The following is a 20,118-nucleotide window of genomic DNA, read 5'->3' as shown; positions in this document are numbered from 1 at the left end:
CCCTGTTTTTTAAAACACCTTATTTTTTTGCAATTTATTTACAAAACCCAACAAACACAAGGCTTTACGAGGTTATTTGATATTGTATAGCTTTGAATATGTTTGAATATATTTTGACTTTACCGTACAACTATCGTACAAATTTTGTATATTTGAGTATAATTAAAAATATAAAAAACGATGGCAACAATTAACTTTTTATTCCGCTCCACAAAAGAAGAAGCCCCATTAACTTTGAGATTACTTTTTAGACACAACAACAAAGATTTTGTTTTTGGTGCTTCAACTAAAATAAAGGTAACTAAAGAATACTGGTCGAAACAACACAGCAATAAAAGACTAAAAGATAGCGAAGCAATTGCTCAGCGTAATGAAGTAAATGAAAAAATAGGTAAAATCGAAGAATTTATTTTAAAAGCTTTTGATAATACAGATATTAATTTCGTTGATAAAAAATGGTTAGAAAACCAAATTCACAATTTTTACAATCCATCAGCCGAACCAGAACAACTTCCTACCGACTTTATCGCTTATTTAGACAAGTATTTAGAGCTTAAAAAGAATGACATAACTAAGAATACCATTAAAAAAGTAAACGTCATAAAACAGCTTATTTTACGTTATATCGACCACACAAAAAAAAGACTATCAATAACAGATATAAATGCAGATTTCAAAGTTAGTTTTGAAAACTATTGTTTAGAAAACAACTATGCTCCTAATACAATTGGCATAGCTTTCAAGTTTATAAAAACAATATGCAACCATGCTAAATCAAATGGTTTAGAAACAAGTAATCAATTGAGTAACATAAAGAGCAAACAAGTAGCTGTTGATAATATTTATTTAACTTTTGAAGACTTGGAAAAAGTTGAAAAAGCAAAAGTAAAATCATACAATATTCATTACGAAGATGCAAAAGATTGGTTAATCATTAGTTGTTACATTGGTCAGAGAATTTCTGACTTTATGAGATTAACAGAAAAAAATATTCGTATTGAAAAAGGTAAACATTTATTAGAATTTAAACAGGTTAAAACAGGTAAATTAATGACTGTTCCGCTTCATCCAAAAGTCTTAGAGATTTTAAAGAAAAGAAATGGCAAATTTCCTGAACCTATTGTTGACCAAAAATACAACCTATACATAAAAGAAGTATGTCGAATAGCAAAAATAAATGATATTGTACCTGGCAGCTTAAAAGTTGAAATCACTCCAGAAAGTAAAATCTATAGAAAAGAATCAGGCAATTACGAGAAATGGAAATTAGTATCTTCACATATTGGTCGCCGTTCATTTGCAACTAATTTTTATGGGACTATTCCAACTACATATTTAATTTACGTAACCGGTCACAGTACAGAGCAAATGTTTTTAACTTACATCGGTAAGAGTAACAAGGATATTGCAATGGAGTTAACAAATTACTTTTAAATTTATTTTTTATAAATTCACGCTTTATTTTTTTATATGGTTCCAGATATTAACAGAAAAATTTCCTTTACACTTAAAGAGTATAAAGAGGACTATAATATTTTATTACAAGAATATTTATCTAAGCATGAAGACTTTGAAGAAAAACAATTTATTGAATTAGAAATTGATTTCTATAATCTTTGCTACAGTAATGCTAATCTAATAAAGTCATATTACGATGGCAAGTATATCTATTCTGTCAATGGTGGTCATTGTGAGGTGCTAATACCAAAAATATATGATAGTTTAGTAACATTTAAAGATGAAAATGACGGCTGGGATATTGAGTTAAGTTTAAAATATAAGGCGACTTTTGAAAAAATAATAAGCTTCTTAAGAGATAAACAAAATAATTTGGGTAAGAAAATCAACAGTATTAAAAATATTGAAGTTATACCTAGTGAACCATTGAACAAATTTTATCCTAACCTTATTAATGATCCATTATTTTTTGAAGGTAATGATTATGTTAAAATTAAAAATGACTTTGTAGAAGAGTATCAATCAAGAACTTCACACCTTTCAGGTGATGAAGATTTTTTGTTTTTTGAAGCTGATGAAGAATTTACACATTGGGAAGAAACCAAAAAAACAGAAATAAAGAATGAATTTATAAAATTGACAAAGCAATTAAATAAAGACAATATCTTTTTTTTCGGATGCTCTTTCGAAAATTATAAAAACAATTATTTAAAAAGATTAAATCTATTTCTTGAAAATTACGATGATACTTCCGAAACAGATTTTATACAAAGTGAAAAAACTTTCCTTCAGAATTTAATGTATGATTTTGAGAATGGAACAGGTGATGTTTACGAATTTTCAAAGTCTGATGTAGAAGTTTATAAAAAAGCTAGCTATGTTGTTTCAATGATAAGTTTTGAGCAATATTGTTATTCTAACAATAAAAAGATGAGCTTTTTAGAAGAAAAACTTTTAGGTAATAATAATTTTAAAAAAGAAGAAGTAAACATTATTGAAAAAACCGAATCACTTACAACAACTATAAATTTGAATGATAGTTTTATAAATGATATAATTCTAGAAAAATTGGAAGATGTACTGTCTAATGTAAATACAACTCAGTACGGTTTACTAGTTGATATGCTTAATAAATATTTCCAAAATGACAGAGTTTCATTTAAAGTAAATAAAATTAATCTAGGTAGAATTAATAAAAAGAAAGTTGGTTGGGCTTTAAAAGAAATCTATACTACAATAACAAATGAAGGTTTGACTTATGAATATTTAGCTTTTCTTAAAGAGAATGTTCTACTTTTTAAGGATGTAGAATTAAATAAAGACGACTTTTTTTACTGTAATTTATATAAATATTTCACCACAAAAGTCTGATTTTCAACTATACACCTATTACACCGTAAACACTTTTAAGTGTTCACTTTTTCCCACTTTTCCCACTTTGAATGTTTGTCGAATAATTTTAAAAAATATTCGATATGCAAAACAATGCAATTTTACTTCAAACCCTAACTGTTGAGCAGCTTCAACAGCTAATAGGTACATCCGTAAGAAACGGAATTATTGAACTTCAAAAGGAAATTCAAACAAAAGACAATTCAGAAGAATTAATGACCAGAGAAGAAACCTGCCAATTTCTAAAAATTGATAGCAGCACTTTATGGGCATGGACAAACAATGGTAAAGTCAAAGCCTATGGCATAGGTGCAAGACGTTACTACAAAAAGTCTGAAATAATGGAATGTTTAACCCTATTAAAAAAGTAAGCTATGAATAATTTTTATGACGATGCCGAAAAAGTATTAAAACGGTTAGACGACAGTGTTGCCTTATTAGTTGCACAAATGAAATTGGGTGGCAAATTAGATCCCGAAGATGTGTTTTTTGATAACGGTGAATTTATGAAACTAATGAACATCAGTAAAAGAACAGCACAGGAATGGAGAAACAAAAAAATTATCGAGTTTTCACAAGTAGGTAATAAAATCTATTACAGACTTTCAGATATCCAAAGATTACTAAATGATAACTATAATTCTAAGTAACAATGGAACAGACAGCAAACAACAAACTGATGGTTAGTGTTTATCAAGAGTTCAAACACAACTTAGGAGAAAGAAATCTTTTAGAAATATTACAAGAAATCAAATCCGATAAATACCAAAGTGAAATTAATTCAATTCGATACGCTTTGCATAAAGGAGATGAAACAAAAGCAGAAGAAATAAAAAATGGTTTAATTGGGTTTACAACTTCTGGAACATTTGGTGCAAGCAGAACAAAGGCAAATATAACAACCTATTCACAAGTAGTATGTTTAGATTTTGATGACATCCCATTAACCGAAATAAACAACCTTGTAACGCTTGTAAATGCCTGTAGATACACGTTCGCATCATTTATAAGTCCAAGTAACGAAGGTTTAAAAGTATTCATTAAAGTCAATTCAAATGCAGCACAACACACAACAGTTTACAATCAAATCGCAAATTTTTATAAAGAGTTATCAGGTTATGATTTTGATGCAAAATGTAAAGACATTACCAGACTGTGTTTTGTTTCTTGTGATGCAGAGTTATTTATAAACGAAAATGCAACAACTTTCGAAATCAAAGAAGAAATTAAACCATTGAAATCAGAACCAATAAGAGAAGTCAAACACAATCTTACAACGGATGAATTATTAGATAAATGCTTAAAGTTCACAGAAAACAAAGAACAATATTACAATGGTAACAGAAACAACTTTATTTTCCTATTCTCTTGCAATGCTAATAAGTTTGGTATTTATGAAGATGATACTTTGAACTATTGTATTAATAATTTTGATTTAGAGGAAAGAGAAATAAAAGCAACAGTAAACAGCACATATAAAAACCAAAGTGCAGACTTTGCAAAGTTTGCAAAGTTTGCAAACATGCAAAGTTCCAAAACAGATAGTATTATAAATACAGACAATAATTTTGATGATTATGAAGATTGTCTAAAAGGAACGCCTATAATTCCGCAATCGGTTTACGATAACCTACCACCTATTTTGTTTGAAAGCTGTCAAGTATTTACACAAGAAAGAGAAAGAGATACATTCCTTACAGGAGCATTAGCAATTTTATCAGGTTGCTTACCTAATGTTTCAGGTTTATATAGCGGTAGCGTTATTTATCCAAGCTTGTTTTCTTTTATTTTAGCTCCAGCAGCTTCTGGTAAAGGTGCGTTAAAATTTGCAAAAGCATTAGCCGACAAATACCACGATAAAACATTAGCAGTTTCCATTGAGGATAAAAAGCGATATGATGAAAATTTAGCGGCTTATAAAATGCTAAAATCAAAAGGTAAACTAGAACAAGGGCAAGAAATGCCACAAGCTCCAAAATTCAAAGTGGTTTACATTCCGGCAAATACAAGTAATGCAAAAATCATTCAGCATTTAGATTGTAATGAGGGTAAAGGAATTATATGTGAAACCGAAGCAGATACATTAGGACAAACTTTCAAAAACGAATGGGGTACTTATTCAGATATGCTAAGAAAATCATTTCATCACGAAAAAATTTCAGTTAGTAGAAAAACCGATGGCGAATTTATAGAAGTTAATAATCCACAATTAGCAGTGGCTTTATCAGGAACACCAAAACAAGTTTTTAATATTATTTCCTCTGCAGAAGATGGTTTATTCAGTCGATTTATATTCTATGTTTTTAAAACAGATGCAGTTTGGTTAGACCCATCACCAAAAGGAAATCCTGTAAACTTAACAGACTATTTTACTACACAATCAAAACAAGTTTTAAGGTTAGTTGAGTATTACGAAACGGACGAAATGATTTTACATTTAACTGATGAACAATGGGATGTTTTTAATCCTTTTTTCAGTTCATTTTTAGAACAAATAAACACTTTTGTTAGTGAAGATGCTTTGAGTATAGTTAAGCGTTTAGGATTGATATTATATCGTTTTTGTATGATTTTCACAGCAATAAGAAAATTTGAAGCAAAAGATTATCACAAAGAAGTATATTGTTTAGATATTGACTTTGAAACAGCATTAACACTAACAAAAACATACGTTCAACACAGTATAATAATGTTTACTAATCTACCAAAGCAAGGAGAACAAGGACCATTCAAATCAGGTGAAAATAAAAAGAAATTCTTTGATGCATTACCGAACAAATTCCAGAGAAAAGAAGCAATTGAAATCGGTAAAAAGTTTGACATTCAAGAACGTTCAGTAGGCAACTTTCTAAAATCTTGTTTAGGAAAATATTTAGAACAACCAGAATATGGAAATTATAGAAAAATCAACTAAAATTAATTATATAGTTAAACAATAATTATAATGTCTTATTTTTGAGTTTTTATATAGAAATTCAATAATATGAATATAGCACAAATTGAAAACAATCTTCAAAACCTGATTAAAAATTTTAGCAAAGACACGTTCATTTTCGATTTGTTATTGGCTTATGGTTTACCTAAAGCATCAATAACAAGACTTCAAAATGGAAACTTAAATCTTTCTAAGGTTCAAGGCGAAGTATCTTGGAAAAAAAAGGTGCTATTCAAGCCAATTGAAAATGAAGATTTACACGTTGCTATAACCAAGTGCAAAGAAGAAGCAAAACAAGAACAGCGTTTTATAATCGTTACTGATTTTAAAACGTTGTTGGCGGTTGATACAAAAACAAGCGATACACTTGATATTGAACTAAAAGTTTTACCAAATCATTTCGATTTCTTTTTGCCGTGGGCGGGTATGGAAAAAGCAACCCATAAAAATGAAAATCCTGCCGATGTAAAAGCAGCCGAAAAAATGGCAAAGCTTTTCGATGAAATAAAAAAAGATAATCCAGATAATTCAGATGAGTTCATTCACGGTTTAAATGTTTTCTTATCTAGGTTGTTATTTTGCTTTTTTGCAGAAGATACCAATATTTTTAAAAAAGGTCAGTTTACAAATGCAATAAGTTCACACACTCAAACTGATGGTAGTGATTTAAGTAATTATTTGGATAAGCTATTCGATGTTTTAAATACACACAATAGAAACAGAAAAGACCTTCCTGCATATCTCAATGAGTTTCCTTATGTAAATGGTGGTTTATTTGAACATCAACATAAAACACCAACTTTTACACGTCGTTCTCGTCAAGCGGTTATTGATGCAGGCGAATTAGATTGGTCAGCTATTAACCCCGATATTTTTGGTTCTATGATACAGGCAGTAATTACGCCTGAACATCGTGGTGGTTTAGGGATGCACTATACCAGTGTACCTAACATTATGAAAGTAATTGAACCTTTGTTTTTAAATGAATTAAACGAAGAATTTGAAAGCGGAAAATACGAACCAAAAAGGCTAAATAAACTGCTAGAACGTTTAAGCAAAATCAAAATATTTGATCCTGCGTGTGGTAGCGGTAACTTTCTAATTATTGCTTATAAAGAATTACGCTTTCTTGAAATTAAAATTTTATTACAATTACAAGAATTACAAAAAGCAGCAACAGGTTTTGAACCGTATCAATTAGAATTAATACCTAAAGCACAATTAACATTAGCAGCTCAATACCAACCAACATTATTTTCACGCATTGAGTTATCACAATTCTTTGGTATAGAATTAGACGATTTCGCTCACGAAATAGCCATACTTTCGTTGTGGTTAGCACAACACCAAATGAACCAAAAGTTTAAAGAAGTGTTAGGCGAAGGTACACCAACACTACCATTACAAGCAGGTGGTAATATCGTTCACGATAATGCTACTAGAATAGATTGGGAAATAGTATGTCCTAAAAAAGAAAATGACGAAATCTATATTTTGGGTAATCCACCTTATTTGGGAGGTAAAGGGCAATCAAAAAAACAAAAAGATGACATGGATTTGGTTTTTAAAGGTTTCAAAAACTATAAAGAACTAGACTACATTGCTTGTTGGTTTTTATTAGCTTCAAAATATATTGATAAAAAATCAAAATATGCTTTAGTAACTACAAGTTCAATTTGTGAAGGAGCTCAGGTTGAACAACTTTGGCCTCTTATATCTAATTTGGAAAATGAAATATTTTTTGCGTACAAACCATTTAATTGGACAAACAATGCAAAAGACAAAGCAGGTGTTACGTGTTCTATTATTGGTGTACAATATAAAAATGCCAATACAAAGAAATATCTTTTTGATCAAAATCGTAAACTTGAAGTGCCTAAAATAAATGGTTATTTATCAATAGCAAATGATATTTATGTTACAAAAAAACAAAGCCCTTTTTCATCATTACCATTAATGATAACAGGAAATAGTCCTTATGATGGTGGCAATTTAATGTTAACTCCTGAAGAAAAAAGCGAATTACTAGAGCTTTATCCTGATTCAAAAAAACTAATAAGAAAAACATTTGGAGCAAACGAATATATTAACAATATTGAAAGATATTCTTTATGGATTGATGATAAAGATTTAGAGTTTGCTAATAAAATTGATATAATAAAAAACAGAATAGAAAAGAACTATAAACAGAGATTAGAAGGTGGTGATGTTGCTAGAGGCTTAGCAAGTAGACCTCATCAATTTAGATATAGACATCAGGGTGTAAGTTCTATTATTATAATACCTATTGTTTCTTCAAGTAGAAGAGAATACATTCCAATGGGCTTATTACCAGCTGATACAATAATTTTAAGTTCTGCTGCTGCAATTTATGATGGTGAACCTTATGTATTCGGTGTAATAAGCTCAAAAATTCACATGTTATGGGTAAAATTAACATCTGGCAAGTTAAGGGGTGATATTAGGTATTTAACAGCTTTAAGTTACAACACTTTCCCATTTCCAAAAATATCAGAAGCTCAAAAACAAGAATTAACTCAATGTGCATTTAGAATTTTGGAGGAAAGAGAAAACCATTCCGAAAAAACATTAGCACAATTATACGACCCAGAGAAAATGCCACAAGGCTTGCGTGAAGCTCATAGGTTAAATGATTTAGCTGTAGAACGTTGTTACCGCAGTAAGCCTTTTGAAACAGACGAAGAACGCTTAGAATACCTTTTCAAGTTATACGAACAAATGATTGCAGAGGAAAAAGTAAAAGACACGTTATTTCAAGAAGAAAAAAAAGCTAAAAAAAGTAAAAAGATAAAGTAATGTAAGATGACAAATCAAGATTTAATTTCTTTAATAGATGAGTTAAGAGCCTTACCCAAAGAGAATGAATGGGTAGAGTTCAAAACAGGTAATGTAACTACAAATGAAAAACTAGGACAATATATTTCTGGTTTATCAAATGCAGCTTGCATTGCAAATAAATCGTTTGCCTATTTAGTTTTTGGTATAAATGATGACACTCACGAGGTAGAAGGTACGAATTACAAGTTTAAAAATCGTAAAGAAGGCAACGAAGAATTAGAATTATGGATAAGAAGATATTTAAGTCCATCTATTAAGTTTGATCATTTTACTTGTGATTATGAAACAAAGTATTTAGAAATATTTAGAATATCCGCTGCTATTGGTGAACCTACTAATTTCAAGAATTATCCTTTTATACGATTTGATAGTAGTCTAACCGATTTAAAAAAATATCCTCATTATTTAAGAGCTATTTATAATTCGCAAACAGATTGGTCAGCTCAAATTGTAGAGAAGGCAAGTATTGATGATTTAGATGAAGACGCAATCAAAGTAGCAAAAGAAAAATACAAAGAAAAAAACATAAATCAACCATACTATAAAGATATTGATAATTGGTCCCCAAAAACATTTTTAGATAAATTAAAAATTACTGTAGATGGTAAAATAACAAATACAGCACTAATATTACTAGGTAAACCCGAAACAGCACACTATCTTTCTCCTGCTGTGGCTCAAATAACATGGAAATTAGATACTGAAGAAAAAGCATACCAACATTTTAATATGCCATTATACACAGAAGTAAATAATGTTTTGGCTAAAATTAGAAACGTAAATTATAAATTCTTCCCTGATAATCAATTAGTAGCTGCCGAAGTAATTAAATATGATACCGAAGTTATTTTAGAAGCATTAAACAATTGTATTGCTCACCAAGATTACAGCAGACATTCACGTATTTTGTTAACTGAAAAAATAAATAAACTAATATTTAGTAACGAAGGTAGTTTTTTTGAAGGTACAGCAGAAGACTACACAGCAGGTGAAAAAACACCTAATAAATATCGTAACAAATGGTTAGCTGATGCAATGGTTAATCTTAACATGATAGATAGTTTAGGATATGGTATTCATAAAATGTACAAAAGTCAACGCAAAAGATATTTCCCATTACCCGATTATACAAAATCAACAAGAGATAGCGTAATTCTTGAAATATATGGTCATACTATTGACGAAAATTATTCGAAATTATTAATCGAAAAGAAAGATGATTTAAGTTTAACCGAAGTAATTCTATTAGATAAAGTTCAGAAAAAACTAAAAATTACGGATGATGGTGCAAAATTATTAAAGAAAAAAGGATTAATTGAAGGTAGAAAACCTGATTATTATATATCAGCAAAATTAGCTGAACTTACTGGACAGAAAGCTAATTATACAAAAAACAAAGGTTTAGATAAAGAAGTCTATAAAGGTTTTGTAATCAAACACATAGAAAATCATGGGTTTGCAACAAGAGAAGAGATTAATTCTATTCTTTTCAATCATTTACCTGATTATAAAAATGATAAACAAAGAAAAATATATATTAATAATTTAATTCAAGAAATGGCAAGAACTACTATAGTGAATGTTGGTACAAGAATTAAATCTAAATGGATATTAAAAGAAAATATTAAATAAAATTCAAAAATATTAAATAATAACATTAAATAATATTAGCAAAAAATAAAACAAACACTTGTTATTCAAACACTTATAAAGTTTTAATTAATTCAATTCCAGGCTCAAAAATATTAAATAAGAAATCATTTAATTAAATAATATCAACTATCAATAAATAAACTACTATGCCAAATTTAGTAAACGTATCATACCACCAAACAGGAAAAAGCACAAGAACCAACACAATGGGTATGCGTGAAATGCAATCTCGTGCCTTTGAAGCTCGTGACGCAAAATATTTATTATTAAAAGCACCACCAGCATCAGGTAAATCTCGTGCATTAATGTTTTTGGCTTTAGATAAAATGATAAATCAAGGCATTAAAAAAGTAATAGTAGCTGTTCCAGAGCGTTCAATTGGTAGTTCATTTTCTCAAACTGATTTAATGAAAGATGGTTTCTTTGCAAATTGGGAACCAAACGACAATTATAATCTTTGTACTCCTGGCGATGATGGTAGCAGTAGTAAAGTACAAGCCTTTCATAACTTTATGGATAGCGATGAAAAGATTTTAATTTGTACACATGCAACATTACGATTTGCTTGTGATACGTTAGACGAAACAAAATTAAATGATACTTTATTAGCTATTGATGAATTTCACCACGTTTCTGCCGATGTAAACAACAGATTAGGCGAACTATTAAAAGTAATAATGAATAAGTCAACAGCTCATATTATAGCTATGACAGGTTCATATTTCAGAGGCGATAGTGTGCCTATTTTGACACCAGAGAACGAAGCAAAGTTTACTAAAGTAACATATAACTATTACGAACAATTAAACGGTTATAACTACTTAAAATCATTGGGTATTGGGTATCATTTTTACACAGGAAAATATACAGAAGCAATCCTTGATGTGTTAGATACTGATTTAAAAACCATTGTGCATATTCCAAATGTAAACTCAGGAGAAAGTACAAAAGACAAGCATAATGAAGTAGATTTTATTATTGATGCTATTGGTCGTGTTTTAAGACAAGATAGTGAAACAGGAGTTATTTATGTTGAAAGGCATACTGATAAAAAGATTATTAAAATTGCTGACTTAGTTGAAGATACACCAAGAGAACGAGATAAAATAGTTAACTATTTACGAAATATTTCTTCTGTTGATGATATGGATTTGATTATAGCATTAGGTATGGCAAAAGAGGGCTTTGATTGGCCTTATTGTGAACATGCCTTAACAGTTGGTTATAGAGGTTCATTAACCGAAATTATCCAAATTATAGGTAGATGTACTAGAGATAGTAATAATAAAACGCATGCTCAATTTACAAATTTAATAGCACAACCCGAAGCAATCCAAGACGATGTTAAGAAAGCCACTAATGATATGCTAAAAGCAATTACAGCATCATTATTAATGGAGCAAGTGTTAGCACCTAATTTCAAATTTAAAACAAAACTTGATAATGATGATGATGCAGAGCCAGGAACAATCAAAGTAAGAGGATTTAAAGAACCAAGTTCAAAGAGGGTTAAAGATATTATAGAAGCTGATTTGAATGACTTAAAAGCTACAATACTGCAAGATGATAACATGTTAAAAACAATGTCAGGGTCTATTGATGCAGAAGTAATCAACAGAGTTTTAATTCCAAAAATCATTAAAATAAAATATCCTGAATTAACAGAAGATGAAGTTGAAGAAATCAGACAATATGTAGTGGTTGATAGTGTAGTTAAAAGTGGAGAAATCAAAGAAGTTGGCGACCAAAGATTTATTCGTTTAGCAGATAAATTCATTAATATTGATGATATACATATTGACTTAATTGATGCCGTTAATCCATTCCAAAAAGCTTATGAAATATTATCAAAATCAGTTACTACAAAAGTGTTGAAAGTTATCCAAGACACAATTGAAGCAACTCGTATTAAAATGGACTTTGAAGAAGCCAAAATATTATGGCCCAAAATTGTGGAATTTAAAAAATTACATGATAAAGAGCCAAGTTTAAATGCTAATGACCCATTAGAAAGAAGAATGGCAGAGTGTATTATTTATTTAAAAGAAGAAAAAAGAAAACGTTTAGCAAATGGATAAAAATTCAGTACTTGACGATATTTTCAATAATGATCCGTTTGATATTCTAAATGTCAAACCAAAATCTTCTGGTGCAAAAACAACAGATGAAAGGTTATTAACTTCATTTCAAGAAATCAATGATTTTGTAGAAAAACACAATAGAGAACCACAACCAAACATTTCAAACGTATCAGAATATCAACTATACACTAGATTAAAAGGAATTAGAGAAAACCCAGAGAAGAAAGAACAATTAAAGGATATAGACACTAATAACCTGCTTGATTTTGAAATAAAAGAGATAAACTCAATTGATGATATTCTAAATGATGATGCCTTTGATTTGTTTGACGACGATACAGATTTATTTGATTTCAAACATACACCTAAACCTGACGAAAGAGTTGCAACAGACTTTGTAGCAAGAAGAAAACCAATGAAAGACTTTGATAAATACGAACATTTATTCAAGGAAATTCAAAAGGATTTAGCTAATGGAAAAAGAAAATTAGTTGATTTCAAAATGGGTAACTTACGTGAGGGTGCATATTATGTTCATAACGGAGTTTTATTCTTATTAGAAGAAATTAAAATCAGTAAGAAAGAACATTATAGAGAAGATGGCACAAGAGTTCGTGAAGATGGAAGAACAAGATGTATTTTCGAAAATGGAACAGTATCTAATATGCTAAAAAGGTCGGTAGAAAAGATATTGTATGCAAATGGTCAAGTAGTATCTGAAAACATAGATAAAGTAAACGAAAGCTTTATTGAGAAGTTTAGCAATATAACTGATGAAGATGAAGAAGCAGGATTTATTTATGTGTTAAGTTCAAAAAGTAAAGATGAAAAAATAGCATCAATAGAAAACTTATTTAAAATAGGATATTCAAAAGTTGATGTATTGGAAAGAATAAAAAATGCTGAAAAAGAACCAACTTATTTAATGGCTAAAGTCAAAATAGAAAGTGCTTGGAAATGCTACAATATGAACCCACAAAAACTAGAACAATTACTTCATAACTTCTTCGGAAGCTCATGTTTAAACATTGATATATTTGATGAAAATAAAATTCGTCACACACCTAGAGAATGGTTTATAGCTCCATTAGAAGTAATAGAACAATCAATTCAATTAATTATAAGCGGTGAAATTGTGAATTATAAATATGATATTGTAAATAGGATTATAATTAATAGGTAAAAAAAGTTATTGAAAAATTGGTTGTTAAATTATTATAATATTTTAGATGAGTAGTGATGTTTTTTATTTTATAGGCTTTGTATTTGCAATTTTAATTTTATTTATATTACCGAAAACTAAAGAAATATTTGAAAAAAATATACCTGAGGTTCTAGGTGTTTCATCTGCTTATTTTTATTTACTTGCAGATATAAAAAGTGATTCCTTCAATTTAATCATTTTAGATTATTCTTGGCGTGATATAAATTCTTTGTTAGTTTTTTTTGGTATAGCATTAGCTCTTTTAGCTGTATATCTTAATTTTAAAATAAAATCAAAATTTATTACAAATGAAGAACTAGTTTCAGAACTAGAAATAACAAATAAAAAACTAGAAGTAATTAAAAAAGAATATTATAAATTATGTTCTGACAACTTAAGAATAATATTTAAAAGTTTTTTTGATTTATCAAATGGCTGTGGTAGAGTTAGTGTATATAAGTATGATGGCGATGTTTTTAAACTATTAGGCAGATATTCTAATAATCCATTATACAATAAAAAAGGGCGTGATAGTTATCCTTCAAATGAAGGTTTTATTGCATTAGGCTGGGCAAATGAAATCTTTGAAATTTATAACATCCCACAATGGACAAAAAATGGTAAAGATTATAAGAATGCTGTTAAGGAATTATGCAATATTTCAGACTCAACATTAAAAAACATTAAAATGAAAAGCTGTTCATTTTTTATATATCGATTAGATAATGAAGATTCTAGACCTCCTTTAGGTATAGTGGTTGTTGAGCAATTACAATCATCACAAATTGACCATCAAAATATGAATGAAATTTTTTCAAGTAACGAACAACAATTATCATTTTTGATAAAATCAATGAAATCTATATAATATTCATATTTATTACCTCATTCATCTGCACAAAAATCGCTCCTAGTCCAAGTATTCCTAGCATCAATTCTTTGTTTGCTTCATTTCGTTAATAACTATTTTTTCAGTAATCCTATTTTCTATTACAATACTTACTTAATTTTGTCTTATGATGAAGTTAAGAAGTTTACATACTACAAAAATATTTGAATTTTACGCCCCAGACTATTCAACTGAGTTAGACTTGCCTTTTGTTGATGTAGGAATTAGTGCAGGTTTTCCTTCTCCTGCTGATGATTTTATTGAGTTAACTATCGATTTAAATAAGCATCTAATCAAACATAAAGACAGTACTTTCTTTGCAAAAGTAAAAGGTCATTCTATGAAAAATGCAGGTATTTTTGATGGCGATTTATTGGTGATTGATAAAAGTTTAGCACCACAAGATGGTAAAATTGCAATATGTCAAATCGATGGAGAATTTACTGTAAAAAGAATTAAAATTGAAAAAGATATTGTTTGGTTAATAGCTGAAAACGAAGAATATAAACCTATAAAAGTTACTGAAGAAAACGAATTAATGATTTGGGGTATAGTAGTTTATAGTATAAAAGCACATTAATGTTTGCATTAGTAGATTGTAATAATTTTTACGCCTCTTGTCAAAGAGTATTTGAACCACATTTAATTGGAAAACCTGTAGTAATACTTTCCAATAATGATGGTTGTGTTATTGCACGCTCTAATGAAGCAAAAGCATTAGGCATACCAATGGGTGCTCCTGCATTTGAATTTAAAAAACTTTTTGAAGACAATAATGTATTTGTATATTCTTCTAATTATGCGTTGTATGGTGATATGAGTAGTAGAGTAATGAATATACTTGCAAATTACACCCCAGAAATTGAAGTATATAGTATTGACGAAGCTTTTTTAAAATTTGAAGGTTTTGATTTATTCAATCTTGACGAATATGGTTTAAACATACAAAAGACAGTTACTAAAAACACAGGCATTCCAATAAGTGTAGGTTTTGCACCAACTAAAGCATTAGCCAAAGTAGCAAATAAGATAGCAAAAAAATTTCCTGAGAGAACGAAAAGTGTATATGCTATAGATAGTGAAGAAAAGAGAATTAAAGCTCTTAAATGGACTAAAATAGAAGATGTTTGGGGTATTGGTAGGAAACACACAAAACGTTTACAAGCTGTAAATGTATTTAACGCTTATCAGTTTACTCAATTACATGATGATTGGGTAAGAAAAGAAATGGCAGTTGTAGGGTTGAGATTAAAACACGAATTGGAAGGCAAACCAACATTGGATTTAGAAACTCCAAAAAGTAAAAAAATGATTGCTACAACAAGATCATTTGAAAAACCAATGACAAAACTGGAAGATGTTTCTGAACGCATTGCTACGTTCACAACTTCCTGTTCCGAAAAACTAAGAAGACAAAACAGTCATTGCAACATGATAATGGTTTTTCTTCACACAAATTATTTTAGAAAGGACCAACCACAATATTCAAGAAACATAGTAATCAACACCGATTTTCCAACAAACTCAACAATTGAGTTAAACAAATACGCCCAAATTGGATTAAAAGCAATTTTCAAAGAAGGCTATAATTACAAAAAAGCAGGCGTAATAGTAATGGGATTAACACCAAACGACCAAACCCAATTATCACTATTCAACACCTCAAATCCAAAACATCAGCCTTTAATGTCAGTAGTTGATAAACTTAATAGAGCCTACGGCAAAAACAAAATCAAGTTCGCTAATCAATCACTTGGGAGACAATGGAAAATGAAACAAGAAAAATTATCCAAATCATATACAACTAGAATTGATGAAATAATTACAATTAAGATTTAAAAAAAGTTGTATATATTTGATGATATTTACTAGTTGGCGGTAATTTGAAGAAACGATTAACAACGAAAAACAATCAAGAAAATGAAGATATAAGTAACTGTAAGGTAGAATAAGAATTGAAATACCTTTTACAATGTAAAGTAGAAAGGGTAAGTATAAATATTAAAAAATTAGAAAATGACACAGTTACAAATGATTGACAAAACAAAGTCAATAGCTCAAATTGATAAAAATATTTCTGCCGTATTTATGTACGGGTCATTTACCAAAAATGAAGGAGATAAATATTCAGATATTGAGTTCTATATCTTCTTAAAGGACAAAGAAAATTTTTCGGCTGAAAATTGGGTAAGACAAATTCATCCTTTGGCATTATATTTTACCAACGAGTATGGAAGTGAAGTTGCTATTTTTGAAAATATGATAAGGGGGGAATTTCATTTTTTGACAAACGACCAAATGGAAGTTATCAAATCGTGGGACGGTTTGGTAGAGTTTAGCGACTTTGACAAAATGATTTTAGTAGATAAAGAAGCCTTATTGACTAACACTCTCAAAGAAATCAAAACTAAAATACCTGACCGAACAACAAGTGAAAACACCTTGTGGTTAAGTCAATCATTGTTGAATGTTTTACTGACAACAAGCAACTTAATTAAACGACAGGAATTTGCTCACGCTTACCAAAGTTTATCAAATACTCAAAAGTACTTACTTTGGTTAATCAGAATTGAGACATCTCAAACTAAACATTGGGAAAGTCCTACAAAAAGTTTAGAGAAAGACATAGACCCAGAGTGGTATTCATTATTTCAGCAGACAACATCAAGCTTAGACCCGACAGATATTAAAACAGCTTTCAAGAATACACTAACATTGACTGAAAAACTTTTTGATAATCTTGGAGTTGAAGCAAAATTAAAGGGATTATTAAGGAGAATTGAATAAAAAAACTACCGCCAACATTGTGTATAAGTAATAGCGGTTTAAGTGATAAAACGAAAGTATAAACATAAAACAAAGGTCAGTGCAAAACCGAAAGGTTTGTGAGTAGAAATCCGCTACTACTCATACACGAAACCGTTGCCTTTTTGAATTAATTTTAGTAGCTAAAGCTTTTCTACTGATATAATAACTCTATGGTAATTTCTTCTTTTATAAATCCTTTTTCAGTAATAATGGTTGTCCAATAAGGTGCTTTTGTAGTTACAAGATTAGAATATGCAGCAAGCATTTCTTCTTTTGAACTCTCTAAAGTCAAACCTAAATCTGTATTGTAAGCAATAATTCGAAAGAAAACCCCATCTAACAATAAATCATCTTGATTATCCGCTGTATTATCAGGAGCAAAACCAAAATAGGTAATATCAGTATTAGGATCGTTTAAAACATCTAAAACATCTTGTTTTACAGTCAAAAACAAAACTTCATCAATGATATCTTTTGGTACAATAAAATCTTTCGCTTCTACAGTTAATGAATATTCAATTTTCTCATTATTCATAGTATAATTTATAAAATAAAATAAGTAGTTTAAGTATATAGAGTTATTTCAAAACTAAACAAAATGATTGAGAATTTAATTTTTTACACTAAATTTGAATAAATCAAAGCAATTAAAAGTAAAACTATGCTTAAAAAACTACTCTTTCTACTTGTCCCAACATTATTCTATGCCCAAATTCCAGCATATTATTCTACAATTGATTTTAGTCAAGAAGGTGATTATTTAAAAAACCAATTGACTACGCTTATAACAAACACACATACTACAAACCTACCCTATACAGCAACAGGCGTTACAGATACTTGGGATGCATTATATCAAACCGATTTAAACCCAAGTAACACAAACAATGTGCTTTTAGTTTACGGTTGGAATGATACTGATGCAGATATTACAAACGATTATTCCAGAGCTCAAACGTCTTCTTGTCATACATCTTCTTGTAGTGGTTTATGGGTAAGAGAACATGTTTACCCTCGTTCATTAGGTACACCTAATCTTGGTTTTGAATTCGCAGGTGCCGATGCACATCACTTGCGTTCTATTGATAGTGATAGAAACAATTCAAGAAGTAATAGAAAATTTGAAGAGGGTAGTGGGATTAATATGTCATACATTACACTAGCAGGGAATTGGTACCCAGGTAATGAATGGAAAGGCGATGTAGCAAGAATGATTATGTACATGTATGTTAGATATCCATCACAATGTTTACCAAACAATGTTGGTGTAGGTAGTACATCATATTCCAATTATGGTGATATGCCAAACGTGTTTTTAGAATGGAATCAACAAGACCCTGTATCACAATACGAAATGAATAGAAACAATATCCTAAACACTATACAAGGCAACAGAAACCCATTTATCGATAATCCTTATTTAGCTACAATAATATGGAATGGACCACAAGCAACAGATACGTGGGGTGTTTTATCATCAGACGAATTTACATTATCAAATAGCTTATTATATCCAACAATTACAAATGATATAATTTATATCAAAAATAACGATAACATACAATATAAATATAGCGTTTATAACACATTAGGTCAATTGATAGACACAAACACAACTACAAATACAATAAATTTATCAGGTAATACAAAAGGTATTTACTTTATTAATCTACAAGTAGACAATAAAACCAAATCATACAAAGTAATATTAAATTAGGAGCGAATGGCTTAGGCTTTCTTGGTTTCCATATTCCTGCTATCCGCTTTTACAAGGTATCGCTCCTATCAGGGCTAGACAGCAAACTATAGGCTTTCTTGTTATCTTTTTTAAAAATAGGTACGCTATCGCTGACGTATTTGCGCCCACCCATTCCAACGCTCCCCACCGCACATGTGGTTTTCCCTACCTTTAACAGCACTTGTTTTCCCCTCAGTAAGTCAATAAAAAAAGGCTCCCTGTTTTCCCAACCCCACGCGCACAGTCCGCCTTTTTTTATCCACTTACACCCTACCTAAAAACAAGAGCTGTTTTCCCCAAAGCTAAACCACCCCAAGCTATCTTTACATAATAAGTGTTATAATGCCTTCCATCTCCCAATGCTACGCCAACGGCAGTTATAACAGTTATTATGTAAAATATCCGCTCCCCAAAGCTCCCACCCAAAATAGGTAAAGTATTTTCATTGTTTTTTGAAGATGCCATAACGTATCACAACAACATTTGCAGTAAATAGAAAATACCCATTTCAAAAGACAATTCAGGCATCCTCAAAAATCAAATTTGCCCACAAGAGTATAGTTTTTTATTTGCCAGAACATTGGTAGTAAATTGTTTTTAAGTCGTCTTGATGCTATACAATGTCGTAGAACAATTCAATAAATAAACAAACCCGATTTTAAAAAGACCAATCTAGCATCAAGCCGTCAATAAAAACAATCAGAAAAACCCGTAAAGCAAATAAAAAACTATACCCTTGTTCCGCTACTGCCAACGCACTAGGTACAGTTCAGTTGGGGAAATCTCCCATTTCCCCAAACCCCTTAGGGTGCAATTTTTTTTAAAATAATGCCAGACATTTTTCACTCCGATTGAAATTTATCGGTAGGCATTCTTTCAAAAAAAACAGCTCAAATTTTAACCAATCCGAAAGTTGATTTTTCAATGGAAAGGTTCGGGCTTCCTTGCGATTGTGGAATGGATAAAAAAACGGTTGTTCTTTTTTTTCTTAATTCGTAGATATTCCGTACTTAAATGCACTATAACCCCTATATAAGTGCGGATTATAGATAAATGAGTGCAAAATAAAAAACCCTCTCTTTCGAAAGGGTTTACTTTGCA

15 protein-coding genes are annotated in these 20,118 nt (G+C 29.9%); 14 read left to right on the top strand and 1 reads right to left on the bottom strand.

All coding sequences use genetic code 11. The features are described from left to right. The first annotated feature begins 180 nt into the window (after positions 1–180). The 13 genes from M9Q43_RS07335 to lnu(I) all read left to right on the top strand — a co-directional run bounded on the left by M9Q43_RS07335 (position 181) and on the right by lnu(I) (position 17,258). The gene (locus M9Q43_RS07335; RefSeq protein WP_262318293.1) at positions 181–1,434 is read left to right on the top strand and encodes a site-specific integrase; all 1,254 of its coding nucleotides are present in this window, start codon (positions 181–183) and stop codon (positions 1,432–1,434) included. Positions 1,435–1,470: 36 nt separating this feature from the next. Continuing rightward, a complete protein-coding gene (locus M9Q43_RS07330) occupies positions 1,471–2,829 on the top strand; it encodes a hypothetical protein (protein ID WP_026726785.1) in 1,359 nt (452 codons plus the stop codon). 104 nt (positions 2,830–2,933) lie between these two features. Beyond that, entirely contained in the window at positions 2,934–3,221 is a 288-nt protein-coding gene (locus tag M9Q43_RS07325; RefSeq protein ID WP_158981134.1) for a helix-turn-helix domain-containing protein, read from the top strand. Positions 3,222–3,224: 3 nt separating this feature from the next. Continuing rightward, positions 3,225–3,500, top strand: a complete 276-nt coding sequence (locus M9Q43_RS07320; protein ID WP_262318292.1) for a helix-turn-helix domain-containing protein — start codon at positions 3,225–3,227, stop codon at positions 3,498–3,500. A gap of 2 nt (positions 3,501–3,502) precedes the next feature. Next, positions 3,503–5,764 carry a DUF3987 domain-containing protein gene (locus tag M9Q43_RS07315; protein WP_262318291.1) on the top strand — a complete coding sequence of 754 codons (2,262 nt, stop codon included), beginning with the start codon at positions 3,503–3,505 and terminating at the stop codon, positions 5,762–5,764. Positions 5,765–5,833: 69 nt separating this feature from the next. Then, positions 5,834–8,602, top strand: a complete 2,769-nt coding sequence (locus M9Q43_RS07310) for a class I SAM-dependent DNA methyltransferase (protein ID WP_262318290.1) — start codon at positions 5,834–5,836, stop codon at positions 8,600–8,602. Positions 8,603–8,608: 6 nt separating this feature from the next. Next, entirely contained in the window at positions 8,609–10,276 is a 1,668-nt protein-coding gene (locus M9Q43_RS07305; protein WP_262318289.1) for an RNA-binding domain-containing protein, read from the top strand. 167 nt (positions 10,277–10,443) lie between these two features. Next, positions 10,444–12,375 carry a DEAD/DEAH box helicase gene (locus M9Q43_RS07300; protein WP_262318288.1) on the top strand — a complete coding sequence of 644 codons (1,932 nt, stop codon included), beginning with the start codon at positions 10,444–10,446 and terminating at the stop codon, positions 12,373–12,375. Further along, complete coding sequence (locus M9Q43_RS07295; RefSeq protein ID WP_262318287.1) at positions 12,368–13,561, top strand: GIY-YIG nuclease family protein; 1,194 nt, start codon at positions 12,368–12,370, stop codon at positions 13,559–13,561. The genes M9Q43_RS07300 and M9Q43_RS07295 overlap by 8 nt, the downstream gene beginning before the upstream one ends. 46 nt (positions 13,562–13,607) lie before the next feature. Beyond that, complete coding sequence (locus tag M9Q43_RS07290) at positions 13,608–14,450, top strand: hypothetical protein (protein ID WP_026726793.1); 843 nt, start codon at positions 13,608–13,610, stop codon at positions 14,448–14,450. A 151-nt stretch (positions 14,451–14,601) separates the two neighbouring features. Continuing rightward, positions 14,602–15,051, top strand: a complete 450-nt coding sequence (locus M9Q43_RS07285) for a LexA family protein (RefSeq protein WP_262318382.1) — start codon at positions 14,602–14,604, stop codon at positions 15,049–15,051. After that, positions 15,051–16,310 (top strand): Y-family DNA polymerase, encoded by a 1,260-nt coding sequence (locus M9Q43_RS07280; protein ID WP_262318286.1) that lies wholly within the window; start codon positions 15,051–15,053, stop codon positions 16,308–16,310. Before M9Q43_RS07285 ends, M9Q43_RS07280 begins: the two co-directional genes overlap by 1 nt. A gap of 177 nt (positions 16,311–16,487) precedes the next feature. After that, a complete protein-coding gene (gene lnu(I), locus M9Q43_RS07275) occupies positions 16,488–17,258 on the top strand; it encodes a lincosamide nucleotidyltransferase Lnu(I) (protein WP_262318285.1) in 771 nt (256 codons plus the stop codon). Positions 17,259–17,430: 172 nt separating this feature from the next. Here the strand turns inward: lnu(I) and M9Q43_RS07270 are convergent, their stop codons facing one another. Then, complete coding sequence (locus M9Q43_RS07270) at positions 17,431–17,814, bottom strand: hypothetical protein (protein ID WP_262318284.1); 384 nt, start codon at positions 17,812–17,814, stop codon at positions 17,431–17,433. Between the two features lie 126 nt (positions 17,815–17,940). Here M9Q43_RS07270 and M9Q43_RS07265 point away from each other — a divergent pair, with 126 nt between their 5' ends. Further along, positions 17,941–18,996: an endonuclease gene (locus M9Q43_RS07265; RefSeq protein WP_262318283.1), complete on the top strand. Its 1,056-nt coding sequence runs from the start codon at positions 17,941–17,943 to the stop codon at positions 18,994–18,996. The last annotated feature ends 1,122 nt before the right edge of the window (positions 18,997–20,118 follow it).

This window comes from Flavobacterium odoriferum, assembly GCF_025499515.1.
Lineage (GTDB): Bacteria > Bacteroidota > Bacteroidia > Flavobacteriales > Flavobacteriaceae > Flavobacterium > Flavobacterium odoriferum.
This window is presented reverse-complemented; position numbering and strand designations above follow the sequence as displayed.